The sequence below is a fragment of the Lysinibacillus sp. FSL K6-4013 genome (assembly GCF_038630435.1).
Classification (GTDB): Bacteria; Bacillota; Bacilli; order Bacillales_A; family Planococcaceae; genus Lysinibacillus; species Lysinibacillus boronitolerans.
The window spans coordinates 237016-252329 of record NZ_CP152031.1 but is presented as its reverse complement, the minus strand read 5'-3'; the positions used below and the strand labels follow the sequence as shown (position 1 = coordinate 252329).

Below are 15314 nucleotides of genomic sequence, written 5' to 3'. Positions count from 1 at the left end.
ACTATTCGGGGTTCAGTTCATTTTGACATAAGCCTTTTCTTTCATTATTGGTAAATTTGGCTGCCTGCTTTTTTAAACTCCTCAGCCTTTTCCTTCATACCTTGATGGATCGCTTCAGTCGTATTTAAATCCTTATCTTTAGCATAATTACGAATATCCTGTGAAATTCTCATACTACAGAATTTAGGCCCACACATAGAACAAAAGTGTGCTGTTTTTGCTCCCTCCGCTGGGAGTGTCTCATCATGATATTCCACTGCACGCTCGGGATCTAGTGACAAATTGAATTGATCACGCCAACGGAACTCAAAGCGCGCTTTAGACAGTGCATCGTCTCGTTGTTGTGCACCTGGATGGCCTTTTGCTAAATCAGCAGCATGTGCAGCAATTTTATAAGTGATAACGCCCACACGAACGTCCTCACGATTCGGTAAACCAAGATGCTCTTTCGGTGTCACATAACAAAGCATCGCTGTACCAAACCATCCGATCATCGCTGCTCCAATGGCTGAGGTAATGTGGTCATAACCTGGAGCAATATCTGTTGTGAGTGGTCCCAATGTATAGAAGGGCGCTTCCTTACAAACCTCTAATTGTTTGTCCATATTTTCTTTAATCAGATGCATTGGTACATGACCCGGCCCTTCAACCATCACCTGAACATCATGCTTCCAAGCAATTTGCGTTAGCTCACCTAATGTTTCAAGCTCTGCAAATTGTGCCTCATCATTGGCATCTGCAATTGAGCCTGGGCGTAAACCATCACCTAAGGAAAAAGCAACATCATAGGCTTTCATAATTTCACAGATTTCCTCAAAGTGTGTATACAGGAAATTCTCTTGATGATGATATAAACACCACTGTGCCATGATAGAGCCCCCACGAGATACAATGCCTGTTACACGATTTGCTGTAAGTGGTACATAGCGTAAAAGGACGCCTGCATGAATGGTGAAGTAATCCACACCCTGCTCAGCTTGTTCAATGAGGGTATCACGATAAACCTCCCACGTTAAATCCTCTGCTACACCATTTACCTTTTCTAAAGCCTGATAAATTGGCACTGTTCCCACTGGCACCGCAGCATTTCGAATAATCCATTCTCTTGTTGTATGAATATGTTTACCAGTCGATAAATCCATAATATTATCTGCACCCCATCGTGTTGCCCAGGTCATTTTCTCAACTTCTTCCGCAATGGAAGAAGTTACAGCAGAATTCCCAATATTAGCATTGATCTTCACATGGAAATTACGTCCAATAATCATCGGCTCTGCCTCAGGGTGATTAATATTAGAAGGCATTATAGCACGCCCCGCTGCAATTTCTGAACGGACAAATTCAGGTTCCACATTTTCGCGAATCGCTACAAACTCCATTTCAGGCGTTATAATCCCATTTCGTGCATAATGAAGCTGTGTCACATTTTTACCCTTTTTAGCACGTAAAGGCTTTCTTGCTAATCCAGGAAAGATATTTTCATGATTACGTGGGTCATCTGCACGACGAAAGCCATTATCCTCTGGTTTAACGGCGCGTCCCTCATATACTTCTACATCCCCTCGCTCTTGAATCCATGTATTTCGTAAGGCAGGTAAACCTTTCGTAATATCTACTTGGTAGGCTGGATCTGTATAGGGTCCACTCGTATCATATACTCGAATAGGAGGATTTTCTTCATTTCCAAAACTGCCTGTTGTCGGACTTAATGCAATTTCTCGCATAGGTACTAGAATATCTGGGCGTGATCCTTCCACATATACTTTTTTGCTTCCCTCAAAGCTGGACATAATGGTCATATTCTTTTCACTAATTGCTGACATGAGCTACTTCTCTCCCTTAAATTTATTTTGATATAAGGACCGATTCTAGCTCACCCCAACAATCTAAAAAATAAAGGCCGAATCCAAAATAATTATTTGGATCCGGCCACGAATGTAAAGGTCTATTGATTGCATACTCTGCAATAGCTTCTTAACTTTCCCACGCTGGTATGAGCCAGATCAGGTCCAAAGGGTCAAGAAACTTCGTAGCGTTTCCCTCTCAGCCTGACTCATCAGACTCCCCTAGTTAATACTATTTAGTTTGATGCTAGTGTAGCAGATAATACTAAGAGATGGAAGTTATTTTTTATCTTTCTAGGTAAATAATACTTCCGCAAAATATATCACAATGGTTACAGTTATACAGCTTACAATTGTTGAAAATAAAACTGCTTGCGCTGCTGTTGCAGATTCTACATCATATTCTAATGCTAGACTAGAACTATTACGAGATGTTGGAAAGGCACTAGCTATAAACAGTGATTGTGCGACGACTCCATCTAATCCCAATACATAAATAATGGCTAATGCAACTGATGGTCCAATAATTAATCGCGTAAAACAACTGATAAAGACAGTTTTATTAAACATTGATTTCATCTCTAGTTGTGATAATTGCGCACCTAATGTAATTAATGCCACAGCAATAAATCCATCTGCCACATGTTCTACAGGTATTTTGATAAATTGTGGTATACCGATATCAAAATAGTTCATAGCGACACCTATAATCAGCGCATGAATAATGGGCATTTTAAAGAAATCCTTAATGATTGTCATACCCGATTTTGTAGAAGAAATTAAATTGTATAAACCATATGTATACGTAGTCATATTTTGAAAGATTACGAGCATGACCTGAATGGCTACTCCAATAGGTTGCGTGGCAAAAATCATTTGAGCCACCGGAATACCATAATTACCTGAGTTAATAAGCACCACACTATTTTTAAAGACAGCTGCCTCTGTTCTAGCTAAACCGAGCCCTTTCGCCATAAAATGACTGAGTATCATTTGACTACCGATAAAGAGTACAATAAATAATCCGACCTCTCCCAGTACAGATAACTCTACATGCGTTTCATATAAATTTACAAAAACAGCTGCTGGCATAAAGCAATATGTAATAAGCTGAGATAATGCTTTTAAATTAAAGCGAAATTTCTTTTGTAGTATAGCGCCTATTACAAGTAACACTAAAATAGGTACAACAATTTGAAAGAAAATCATTCCGAGATACATCATATCAATGTCCCCCTTCCAGTGTTAATAGTAGTGCCGAATTCCTTCTAGGTCAATTTCTCTGACTTTCACAATCAGAACCACCAGTATAACTGGTGGTTTGCTCTGCGCGTGAAACGCTGGGGTACTGGCCCATGTCTAAAGACATTCTGAATGGTCCGCCAACCGCACTCCGTTTTCACACAAACCGCTAAAGCGGCTTACTTATTTTTTCTTTCTCTTGATTTCTTCTCCTGTGAATGGGTCAATGAATTCTTTCATCGTCATTTGATCTTGCAGGATATCTTCTTGTAATTGATTTTTTATATACTCCTGTATCTTTTTCTTATTTCGGCCGACTGTGTCCACATAGTATCCTCGACACCAGAATTGACGATTACCGTATTTATACTTTAAATTTGCATGTCGGTCGAAAATCATTAGACTACTCTTCCCTTTTAAATAACCCATGAACGCAGATACACTCAATTTCGGTGGAATACTTACCAACATATGAATATGGTCAGGACAGGCTGTTGCCTCTATGATTTCTACATCTTTTCTTTCACATAATTGGCGCAATATTCTTCCAACATCCGCTTTAATTTGACCATAAATAATCTGCCTTCTATACTTTGGCGCAAAGACGATATGATACTTACAATTCCACGTTGTATGTGCTAAACTTTTATTATCCATTTATGGGGGCTCCTTTCGTACGAAGTCGGTTGACTAGACCTGACTTTATTGTACGTTTGGAGTTTTTTTATTGTCCATAGCTAAAAGCTTTCCGGAACCCCCTGCATAGCAGGGGGTTTTCAAAGCACACAATAAAAGAAGACTGCCTCTATAACGAAGGCAGCCTTTCCCTTTAAGCAAGCTTAAATCGATTTACAACCTCTTGTAGCTCGTTTGAAATATCGTTCATATTTTGAATAGACTCTGCTACTTTTTGTAATTCTGCTTGTTGATCCATTGCGGAAGCACTTACTTGTTCCGCAGAGGCTGCTGTTTGCTCTGAAATAGCCGAAATGCTTTGGATAGCCATGATTGCCTGATTTTTATGCTCTAACATACTAGATAATTTATTCATTAATTCACTAATAGAATTGGCAATTGAACCTGACAAGTCACTGCTATCTTTAAATGCTAGTTGCGTGCTTTGTACTGACTCATTTTGTGATTGCATTAAATCTGCATTAGATGCAATAACAGCAACCGTTTGCTGAGAATTTTCAAGAATGCTTTCTACCGTACTCTTAATAATTTCTGTTTCATTCTTAGATTGTTCTGCTAGCTTTCTAACTTCCTCTGCTACTACAGCAAATCCTTTACCATGTTCACCAGCACGTGCTGCCTCAATACTTGCATTTAAAGCTAGCAGATTAGTCTGCTCGGTAATGCTTTGGATCGAAGCAATGATCTGATTAATATTGGCAATATTAGAAGCTAATGATTCTATTTGCTGCTGGATACGCCCATTCATCTCATTTGTCTCCATATTACGCACTCTTAAACTTTCAACCTCATGCAATCCTTTTTCCGTTGTTACACCTGTTTTATGAGATAGCTCATCCATTTCATTGGAAAGGGACGTAATGGCATCAATCTGATCAGATAAATCCATCATCCGATAATTTGTTTCTTCTGTATCCTCTGATTGCTTCGAAGCTCCCTGTGCAATTTCGTTGATAGCTACCGAAACCTCCTGACTAGAAGCAACTACCTCATTAAATGCCTCATTTACCTGATTAGAAGATTGGTTCAATAACCTCGTAGAATTTAGAACGGTTTGAATTGCACTATTGGTTTTATCCAACATATTATTATAGGCCACAGCCACTGCTCCAATTTCATCAGGCTTAATATATTTCTCCTCTACCTTTTGTGTTAAATCCCCTTCGGCTGCCGTTTCAATCGATGCACGTAAAAATTTAAGTGGCTTTAACTGTTTAAAGATGAATAACACACTTGCAACTGTCATCAAAATGACCATAATAATAGAAGCAATAATCGTAAATACAAATACATGATTATATGTCTCTAGGATCTTTGATTCAGCTAACACGACTTGAACAGTCCAAGTTTCGTCAATGCCCTCTAAAATCATTGGAGCAAAAACATTATATGCCTTTTCCTTCAGCTGATTAGAATCAGCGTACATACTTGTTAGTTCACCATTTTCCATTGTCTTACTAATACTTGTCCAAGTAGGATCCTCTTGCATATTGCGCCCAACAAGCTCTTCACCAAAACTGTTAGCTGTTAGCACACCTTTATTCGTAATAATTGCTGCGTAACCGCCTGCTGGGGCGTTCGATTTTGTTAAATCATTTAAAAAGTCTATTGATACATCCGCTGTCAATACACCGAAAAATGCTCCAGAAGCATTGATTAATGGCACCGAAATCGTTGTCATTAATACAGATTGCCCATTTACATTATAATCATAGGGCTCCGTCAAAACTGCACGTCTGTCTTCTTTTGGTACCCAATACCACTCAGAAACACTCTTATCATCAATACCTTCGATTTGAGCAGTCGTGATATCATTTCCGTTCTTACTTAAATAAGGTATAAAACGCTTGTTAGTATCTATTAAAGCAGCCTCAGTTGGTTCAAGAATAATAGAATTCTGCTCAAAGATTGCTCCTACCCCAAGAATGTCATTATTGTTAGCTAAATTATTTTCCATTATGTCTATAACACCTTTGGTAGACAACGAATTATTCTTCTCCATGCTTTCTATGATACGCTTTGTTGTTTGTAATGTCGTATTGGCTTTCTTAAAGCGTTCACTCATAATAGCTGCAGAGGATTCAGCTGTTTGCAATGTTCCATGCTCTGCGTCTTCAACACTTTGCTTTTTTATAATAATCCCCGTTATGACAGTATAGGATAAAAATAAAATGAGAAATAATCCTATTATAAGGGAAGAAAGTTTTAAGGCAATTCCTCTTGATTTTTTCATTACTAACACCCCCACTTTTATACTAATAATAATGGATGGATGATTGTATCACAATAAATTATTTAGCAAATAAAGTAGAAAACTTACAAAATTATAGAGAAAAATACCGATACATTGCCAATCATCATTTTTCAATACAAAGGACTAATGACTTATTTGAATTGAGATTCATAGTAAAACATTCTCTTCGAATTCTAAATTATAGAAGAATATGATATATTAACTATTAAATAGAATGATTGGAGTGACTCACATGAAAAATAAAGCGCTATCAACATTAATGGCCACGGCTATTACAGCGACACTAGTATTACCAATGTCTACTGCGAATGCCGCATCATCTCAAATTCAATCAAATTTATATGAGACACAGGTAGCAGCAGCAAAAAAGGTGATTGGTGAATCCGTAACGATCAAAAACATAACAAAAGATACTGTGATAACATCTAATGGTACATTTAGAGTTCAATCGGCATTAAAGCCCCTATTTGATACTTCAAATAAAACTGCATTAACAAATGCCCGGGCTACCATTGTAGTGAAAAATGGTCAAATTACGGACGTTACCTCATTAATATTAAACAAAGCAGGTACAAGCAAAAAATCTGTCTATTTTGATGGAGGTGATGCACAAATCTCTGGAGATCTTACTGTAAATGCAGACTATCTAAAGATTCAAGATGTTAGTGTGGATGGTCAGCTTTTCATTACAAACAGAGTAAAAAAAGCCCTTACACTTGATGATGTAGTAGTAGATGAAACAATTACATTAAAACCAATTGTCACGAAAAATGTAAGTTGGCTATACGTTACTTTAATCGATATGAAATCATCAAACATCAATTTGGAACGTACTAAAGTCAATATATCTTCTGACCAAACTCTTTCCAAAGTAGATGTAGTAGGTAAAGTTACATCTTTTGAAGCTATGTCTAATATAGAAAAGCTTACAATTGATGTTGCGAAAGATTTCAATCTTTATGGTGAGGGTAAAATAGAGCAAATCGTTGTAAAGGGCGGTACTAAAGTAGCTTTAGATTCAGGACATCTGGTAAACAATGTACAAGTAGACAATAAAAATGTCTCCGTGACACTACCTGTTATTGATAAAAAGGAACTTAATACACTTATCGCATCCCCACCATATGTACAAGTATCTGTAAACGGCTATGATATTTTAAATACGGACAAATGGACGACACAAGCAGACCGCACAGTGTTTGATTCTGCTGTAGCAAGTGCGAAGGCTGTAGCAAATAATTCAAATGCCTCACAAGAACAGGTGAAAAATGCCATCAATCAGTACAAAAATGCACTAGCAGTCTACCAAGCTGCTCAAAAGAGTGGTACAAAATATGGTTATGGCGATAAAGCTTCACTACAGTCTTTAATTAATTCTGTTCAATATGTTACGGTTTCTTGGGACGGATCAAATGTACCTTATAATTCGCCTTGGACTACTCAGACGGAAAGAAACGCAATCGAAGCTGCTGTTTCGTCTGCACAGTTAATTGTCAATAATTATTATGCGACTCAAACCGATATTGCCAACGCGATCAATAATTTAAACAATGCTATACGAACTTATAAAAATGCTTATAAGTATGGCACAAATGGTGGTTATAATGTCGAAAAATCTTATTTAGAGTCCCTTATCACTTCAGCCTATAATGACCTTGTTTCAATATCGTACAATGGAGATGGCAGTGATGTACCTTATTACTCAAAATGGACTTCCCAAAATGATTGGATCTATCTAAATAACTATATTGAACAAGCTAAATCTATTGTAAACAATTATTACGCAACTCAGCTTGAAGTCGTAAGTGCTTATAATAATTTAAACAGCGCATTGAGCTATTACAACTCTGCTAAACGTGATGGTTTATTACACTAAAAGAAGGACTCTGCTTTATGCAGAGTCCTTAAAATTTTGACTAATTAAAGGCATCTATTTAAGACATGATATTTATCTGTTTCCAGCTTCTATACCAATCCTCAATCTCCTCACTCGGTTCCACTGCCAAATGCTCTTGAAGCGTCTTTTTTAACAGCCAGTATTGCTCCTCAACTGCGGCTGTATTATTAAGCAGATCGTAAAGTTTCATTAAAGTAAAATAGTTATCCTCGGCATCAGCGAATAGTGCTTGGACTTTTTCCTGCACCTTTATGGCGGCAATATAACTTTCATTTTTTATGTAAAATTCGCTTAATTGCTGAGCATGGTACAACCATAGTCTTCTTAAACGTTCTCTTTCACTTTCCGCCCATAAATAATCACAATCTCCTAAATAATCACCTGTATACATCTGGAATACTTGTTCATGTTCATCGACTGTTGTCTGTTGTATTGGAGGTAGCAATTTTAAGCGAGATAGCCATTGTTCTACATCCACCACAATATTTTCAACTACTAGTTTGTAGCCCGAACTTAGCAAAGGACTTGAAATTTTCACGCCCTCCACCCCATAGTTTTTTAATGTTTTCCTTATTGTATAAATGGCGGTATAGAGTTGTTTTGATGCTTTATCAATATCAGACTCTGGCCAAAATAACTCTAGAATCGTATCACGGAAAATCATTTCATTTTTATGCTCTAGCATGTAAGCAAATAGTTCTTTAGCTTTGGAAGTTCGCCATTTAATTGGTTGTGTCCGACCATCTGGTAAAACAACATGAAGGCCACCAAAAAGCTTTATTACTGTTAGTCTAGGTTTAATTTCTTTTACTTTGTTATTGATTTGGTCTAGCCGTTCTAAAGTTTTTTCTAAACGTGAAATTTGTACAGGTTTTAATAGATAGTCGATAGCATGTAGATTAAATGCATCAATAGCATACTGATCAAAACCTGTAGTAAACACAATCTCAACATTAGGTACTATTTCTTGAATTTTTTCACCCAATGCTAAACCGTCCATATCAGGCATGACAATATCTAAAAATACAACATTTGGTTGTAGGATCTCTATATCTTTAAGTAATTCGAAAGAATTTGTGTATTCTCCAACTATTTCAATCCCCGAGACATTACTTTTTTCAAGCAAGGTTTTTAGTCTCGTTAATGGTAAATATTCATCATCCACTAGCACGATTCTCATCTATTCCCCTCCTTAAAAACTATTCCTTGTATTATTATCGTTCATTTTTTGAAAGAATTGATAGGGAACTGTTACTATTGAAGGAGAATAGAGCCTATTTGTCGAAATTTATTGTTTATGATAAAAAAGAAAATTTTCTCTAAAAAAATTACCGTAATTCTCGTTGCCGGATTGTTTTTTTGCTTTCTTACACTTCTACGTTTTATTTGGATGGATTTCACCAATACTGCAAAAGGAGTAGCTGCTACACAAGGGACTATTGATTTAAGAGGACTTGATACTAACCATGATTTTAAAATTAAGCTACAAAAGGAATAGGAACTATACCCTAACCTACTCCTTGCTTCAGAAGGTGTTAAACCATATACACAAGATAAAATACCTCTACAATATAAAAAAACAGGCAATGTATTAACCTCACATCACCTGTTTTCTCACTATTATTCTATTATCTTTATCAATATGATTCCTAAAATTATGCCATTCTACTATAAATTTTATAACCACTATACCTATTCACCCAAAAAGGGCATAAAAAAATCCTAGGCTATGATAGAATTAATATACTACCAAATATTAGTTGGGTTACAGTTCTATATACATTAACTATTAAAATAGGAGGCTTCTCCAAGATGAAAAACAAAAAAAAATTAGTATTACTGTCTTTAGTGGCCGTTCCCTCCCTTCTTTACAGCACGCCAGCATCGGCTACTGAGATATCAAAGCCAGCCTACATACTTGCTAACTACAATGCTAATGTGGCGAATGTTGTACAACTAATTAACAATATTAACAATACAACAGCTACCTTCCAAACAAATTTAGAGGCCGCTTTAAAGGCTTATAATGCTTTAACGGGATCAGAAAAACAGTATGTCACGAACTATTCCACATTGTCATCACATCAGCAGACAAGAATTGCTTATCGAAAGCTTGCAGCACAAATTGAAGAGAAATTAAATTCTGTGGATTCTACATCTGCTAATTATTATCAAAATGTTATTGAAACAAGAGATTGGTATAATACCTTGAATGCAGCACAAAAAACCTTTGTAAGCGCATCTGCGCAAAAAATATTAACTTCCTATATTGCACCAAATACATCTGTTGAAAAGGTAGTCAATAAAATTCAATTGATTAACTCATCTCGTCTCTCATTCCATAAGGATGTAGCCGATGCCCGCGCAGAGCTTAATATACTGCGTAAGTTTTCTAATGCTTCTTTACCTGTAGGTATTGAACAGTTGTTACTTGATGCTGAACAGCTTGTTGTGAAGGATAAAGCGGCAGCTAAAGAAGTGGAAAACGCAATTGCAGCTTTATCACCAAAAACGTCTACAGCTCAGGATGTGCAGGCAGTCAAAACATCTTTTGAAGCATTAACACCTGTCCAACAGCAGCTCGTGCCAAACGTTTGGACTTTAGTGGATTTTGTACAAGGAAAACACACACTTCCTACAAAAGATAACATACCTAAAAAACCTGATTTATCAGATACAGCAGCTATTCCTGGGAAAACAACTGCAATGACAAAAAATAAAAATACTTATAGAGCCAAAATAAATGTAGCCACATCAGAAATTGACACGGAACGTTATATTCTAACAACAAAAGACAAAATGACCATCATCATTCCACCACTTTATACACTTGTCAATGAAGATGAAGGGGTAATGGATATTCAAGTTACAAAAAAGGCAAACCGAATTACACTTCAAGCTACATTGAATAAAAAACCAGTAACCTTTGATGCCAATATGGAAATCATAATTGAAGGTTTATCAGCAAATTCATCCATCGTTCGCTCAAACGATGTGGGTAAGCGAGTACCTGCCGATTTCATCATCAGTGGAAATCGTCATATTATCCAAACAACTACATCTGACACATTCCAAATCCTAAACAATTAAAATATAAAGCACTAAAGAAATACCAATGAGAAACGATGTTGGTTTCTTTAGTGCTACCCTTTCTCCGTTCAATTTAGAATGAGTTTGAAAGTCAATACTAGAACACCACCGAGTGAAGAACCCCAAAGAATAGTAGATAATATATATCCACTCATGGTCTCTTGCATGATTGGCAGTATATCGCCAACAGTCGCTAATAGTAAGGCTGTTGTTAATGCCTTATTCACACCAATTATATCTTCTGCTAGCATCTCCCAAAACGGTGCACCTCTACTAGATATAAACCTCGCAATAGTATATATGGAGCCTGCTAGCCCATTAGATAATTCAAGTATTATCATACAGCTTATTTGGCATAGATTAAGACAATCCCTACTAAGAAGTAAATACCTGCTATGATATTAGCTGCTTGTTACGCCATGTTGTTGTTTTTTCATGCATGGTTTCCTTCTGTATAGAACTGGGTTGTTATTGCACAAAACACTAACAAAAAGCATCCCTATCCCAGCTCCACTCATTAACAGTCCCATGACCGACCTCGTTTCTTAGGGGCACTCCCAACACTGCAAGGAACAGTGTGATGGCAGCCCACCAGAAATTTGCAACAAACACCAATCCTATTAACCCTAAAATGACACAGGCTCCCCCTACTAACAGAACATTTTTTGCACCAATGTGTGTTGTAAAGCTCCAGAAAGACCTACTGTTAGTACATAACCTAAAAACAGCATTGTTCCTAAGTAACCAGATTGAATGGTTGTGAGACTCAATCCCTCCTGCATAAACGGCAATATAACGCCATAATGCCATACGACCAAAACCCGTAGTTGTAACAATTAATAGCATTCCTGTTATGACAAACACCCAATAATTTTTCATCTTTAAACCCCTTTCATTAATCGAATCTTAGTCCTATGAAAGGTCCATTCTCCACCAATGGAAGGATACTTATACGGTAAAACGAATTTTATTTTAAAGTTGCAGTTAGATTTTTGGATAAACCTTAATGGCTCTTTTTCATTTTGTCCATTGTCCTAGGCCAAGGACTAATTTATGCTAGCCTATATCGATAATGATTATCATTTGCGGAGGAAAAGACATGAAAAAATTTAAGCGATATATGCTCATCTGTAGCCTATTATTACTGGTTAGTATCATACTAGCTGCTTGTAGTTCTACCAATGAAGAGACAAAAAAAGAAGAGAAAACAACATCAGAATCAACAACTCGTGTTTATAAGGATTATTTAGGTCATGAGGTTGAAATTCCTGTAGATCCTGAGAGGGTGGTTTATCATGGAGAAGGATACGGTGATATACTTGCATTGAAAATCAAAACAGTAGGTGCTGGCTTCTCTTGGATTACAAATTACGCTTGGGAAGATCGCGTAAAAGATTTGGAGGACGTTGGTTTTCCTATTAATGTGGAAAAAACATTGTCATTAAAGCCTGACCTTATTATTATTGGTACTTCTGATGATAAGACATATTCACAGCTTTCTAAAATCGCTCCAACTATCGTGTTTGATACTTTTGCGCCATTAAACCAACGTTTAACCGAGCTGGGCGATATACTTAATAAAAAAGAAGAAGCAGCTCAATGGATGGATGCTTATACAGAAAAAGCGGATAAAATGTGGGAGTCCCTTGTAGCTGATGACATCATTAAACCAGATGAAACGGCATCGGTTTTAACATATTATCCAGGAGATCGATTATTTGTCATGGCACGTGCTGGACTTTCTCAAGTTTTATACGATTCAAATGTGCTTAAGCCTGGTGACAAAATACAAAAAATTCTTGATGATGGTACAGGCTTTGCTGAAATCTCTACAGAACTTCTTCCTGAATATGCTGGTGATCGAATTTTCATCCTAACACCAGCCGATGATGAAGCAAAACAATCGACAAAGGAAATGATGGAAAGTCCAATTTGGAAGAACCTACCGGCAGTGAAGAACGGTCATGTCTACACGATTGATATTGAAAAAAGTGATAGTGATGCCTCAACAAGAGAATGGCTGTTATCACAATTACCTAATATGTTAAAAAAATAGCTAACAAGAGACATTTCATCTTAGTTGAAATGTCTCTTTACTTTTTATACAATACATTTAATTGATAATCATTTTCATTTATTAAGGAAGTGAACAGATGGAAGACAACAAATCAGCTTCTATTAATAATGATTTACTATTTCATTTAGAAAATATTGACTGTATTTCGCAGAGCTATCCGTTTATCTTGACTTCTCATCATACATTGATACTTTTTACAAATGGCTGCGGGACATTGACGATTGATGATATTCCCTATTTGGTGACGAAAGGAAAGATTTTTCTTGTACAGCCACAAACTATGATTGATATATCGGATATAAATAATGGTTACTGTTTCTATAAAATTGCCTTTTCAGCCTTTCAGCTAAAACATAAGCACCCTTCTCCACATCTAGGATCTATTTTTTCTGATGAAGTGGAATATACAATTTATCCTTATACACGATTAATTCGTCTTACCGAAGATCTGTATAATATAAATCCTAAATTGGATTTTCTTAAACAACAAGGACTCTTGTATGAACTATTAAATTTATTATTTGAACATCAGCTTCATAAGAACTACCAGATGACAATGACAAAAGCAGTTGAAGAAACCATTGACTATATACATAACTATTTTCGACAGCCTTTAACAGTGAAAAAGCTAGCGGAACTCGCTCGTATAGCTCAATGGCAATATAGTACGATCTTCCAAACCTTAACTGGGAAGAAACCGCTAGATTATATTACAGACTTACGTCTTACAAATGCCAAGAAATTATTGCTACAAACAGATGAGCCATTAAAAGATATTGCGCAGCAAGTAGGATTTGATGATGAATATTATTTTAATCGCCGCTTCCGACAGGTATTTGGAATTCCTCCAAAACAGTTTGCACGACAATCTAAACAAAAAACTGTTGTAAAAGATTGGACAGGACACGAGGTAGCCATTCCTCGCTCACCACATCGTGTTATTTATCATGGAGAAACGTTTGGGGATATGTTGATTTTTGATGTGCAACCAATAGGTGGTGACAAAAACTCTATTAGTAAATCCTTCTATAAAAACCATGTTCCTTATATTCAAGATGTTGCCTTTCCAATCAATCTTGAAAAATCTTCGAAGCTGAACCCTGATTTAATTATCTTTACAAATAATGACGAGCAGCAATATCAAGCACTATCTTCTATTGCACCAACAGTTACCCTAAATTCCTGGGATTCATTGGAGGAACGCGTTCTTTTATTAGGGCAGTGGCTTAGCCAACAACAGCGTGCAGAAGATTGGCTAGAACACTTTAAAACCCAAGAAAAAACGATGTGGCAGCAGCTTCAAACAGTTGTAGAGCCTGGTGAATCGGCATCAGTTTTGACTTTTGATCATGGCAAACGCCTTTTTATTATGGGCTGTACAGGTCTATCCACTGCCCTTTTCCATCCAGATGGATTTCAGCCTCACCCACAAGTCAAAAAACTACTTCAAGCAGGCGAGGGGTATAGAGAAATACCAATAGATCACTTACCTCAGTATGCTGGTGACCGCATCTTTATGTTGTTATCTGATAAACCCGAATCGCAAATGGCTACGATTGAATTGATTAATAGCGATATTTGGAAAGGACTCCCTGCTGTACAAACTAACCATGCTTATTTAGTGGATGCAACAAAGTGGAATTACGGAGATGCCTTTACAAGAGAGAAGTTACTCGGTGCATTGCCAAAGCTATTGGTTACTGCCAGGTAATTCTCATACTTATAATAAGGGGTGACATTCATATATGAAAACGGAAAGTAGAACAGATACGACAACTCAAATATCACTAAAGGATATTCGAGATTATATTGCTAAAAACCATCATCAACCTCTCACGATTGAGCATCTAGCACTCATTTCGGGTCTGAGTTCCAGCTACTTTGGAGAGGCATTTAAAAAGGCATTTGATCAAAGTGCAACAGATTATTTAACGGCGCTACGTATCGGACATGCCAAGCAATTATCAAACCGAACCTCTCCCTCAAACTTTGTTATTAATCCCATAATTATTCGCATAAGTGTTGTCTTTCCTGCACCATTTGGTCCAACTAACCCTATTACTTCACCTTTCGGAACTGAGAAGGAAACATTATTAATTACTTTATTATTTCGATAACTCTTTGTGACGTTCGACAATGTTAAAATATTACTCATATCTTTTCCTCCTTGTAATGCATCTTATCTATTAATTTTACTAATTTACCATAAAAAAG

12 protein-coding genes, 1 pseudogene and 1 riboswitch are annotated in these 15314 nt (G+C 36.7%); of the genes and pseudogenes, 5 read left to right on the top strand and 8 right to left on the bottom strand.

Going from position 1 to position 15314, the window contains the following annotated elements; genetic code table 11:
* Positions 1–44: 44 nt before the first annotated feature.
* The 4 genes from thiC to MHB39_RS01240 all read right to left on the bottom strand — a co-directional run bounded on the left by thiC (position 45) and on the right by MHB39_RS01240 (position 6015).
* Positions 45–1823: a phosphomethylpyrimidine synthase ThiC gene (gene thiC / locus MHB39_RS01255; protein ID WP_036075969.1), complete on the bottom strand. Its 1779-nt coding sequence runs from the start codon at positions 1821–1823 to the stop codon at positions 45–47.
* A 140-nt stretch (positions 1824–1963) separates the two neighbouring features.
* Positions 1964–2078, bottom strand: a riboswitch (TPP riboswitch).
* Positions 2079–2138: 60 nt separating this feature from the next.
* Complete coding sequence (locus MHB39_RS01250) at positions 2139–3068, bottom strand: AEC family transporter (RefSeq protein WP_036075967.1); 930 nt, start codon at positions 3066–3068, stop codon at positions 2139–2141.
* A 201-nt stretch (positions 3069–3269) separates the two neighbouring features.
* Positions 3270–3743 carry an IS200/IS605 family transposase gene (tnpA, locus tag MHB39_RS01245; protein WP_036129052.1) on the bottom strand — a complete coding sequence of 158 codons (474 nt, stop codon included), beginning with the start codon at positions 3741–3743 and terminating at the stop codon, positions 3270–3272.
* Positions 3744–3915: 172 nt separating this feature from the next.
* A complete protein-coding gene (locus tag MHB39_RS01240) occupies positions 3916–6015 on the bottom strand; it encodes a methyl-accepting chemotaxis protein (RefSeq protein ID WP_342545644.1) in 2100 nt (699 codons plus the stop codon).
* A 253-nt stretch (positions 6016–6268) separates the two neighbouring features.
* On the opposite strand from MHB39_RS01240, the gene MHB39_RS01235 reads away from it, so the two are divergent.
* Positions 6269–7912: a hypothetical protein gene (locus tag MHB39_RS01235; protein WP_036075963.1), complete on the top strand. Its 1644-nt coding sequence runs from the start codon at positions 6269–6271 to the stop codon at positions 7910–7912.
* Positions 7913–7970: 58 nt separating this feature from the next.
* On the opposite strand, the gene MHB39_RS01230 is transcribed toward MHB39_RS01235, so the two are convergent.
* Positions 7971–9113: a response regulator gene (locus MHB39_RS01230; protein ID WP_342545643.1), complete on the bottom strand. Its 1143-nt coding sequence runs from the start codon at positions 9111–9113 to the stop codon at positions 7971–7973.
* Between the two features lie 632 nt (positions 9114–9745).
* Here MHB39_RS01230 and MHB39_RS01225 point away from each other — a divergent pair.
* Positions 9746–11023, top strand: coding sequence for a hypothetical protein (locus tag MHB39_RS01225; protein WP_258859419.1), 1278 nt, complete (start codon positions 9746–9748; stop codon positions 11021–11023).
* A 68-nt stretch (positions 11024–11091) separates the two neighbouring features.
* On the opposite strand, the gene MHB39_RS01220 is transcribed toward MHB39_RS01225, so the two are convergent.
* Entirely contained in the window at positions 11092–11364 is a 273-nt protein-coding gene (locus MHB39_RS01220; RefSeq protein WP_342545642.1) for a hypothetical protein, read from the bottom strand.
* Positions 11365–11506: 142 nt separating this feature from the next.
* On the bottom strand, positions 11507–11902 hold the full coding sequence (locus MHB39_RS01215; RefSeq protein WP_339280580.1) for a hypothetical protein: 396 nt from the start codon (positions 11900–11902) through the stop codon (positions 11507–11509).
* A gap of 220 nt (positions 11903–12122) precedes the next feature.
* Between MHB39_RS01215 and MHB39_RS01210 the strand changes: the two genes are divergently transcribed.
* The 3 genes and pseudogenes from MHB39_RS01210 to MHB39_RS01200 all read left to right on the top strand — a co-directional run.
* Positions 12123–13079, top strand: a complete 957-nt coding sequence (locus tag MHB39_RS01210; protein WP_342545640.1) for an ABC transporter substrate-binding protein — start codon at positions 12123–12125, stop codon at positions 13077–13079.
* A 97-nt stretch (positions 13080–13176) separates the two neighbouring features.
* Entirely contained in the window at positions 13177–14811 is a 1635-nt protein-coding gene (locus tag MHB39_RS01205) for an AraC family transcriptional regulator (protein WP_342545639.1), read from the top strand.
* A gap of 34 nt (positions 14812–14845) precedes the next feature.
* Positions 14846–15022 (top strand): annotated as a pseudogene (locus tag MHB39_RS01200) (Fe3+-hydroxamate ABC transporter substrate-binding protein); the annotation flags it as partial.
* A gap of 2 nt (positions 15023–15024) precedes the next feature.
* On the opposite strand, the gene MHB39_RS01195 reads toward MHB39_RS01200, so the two are convergent.
* Entirely contained in the window at positions 15025–15255 is a 231-nt protein-coding gene (locus tag MHB39_RS01195; protein ID WP_342545637.1) for an ATP-binding cassette domain-containing protein, read from the bottom strand.
* Between the last annotated feature and the right edge of the window lie 59 nt (positions 15256–15314).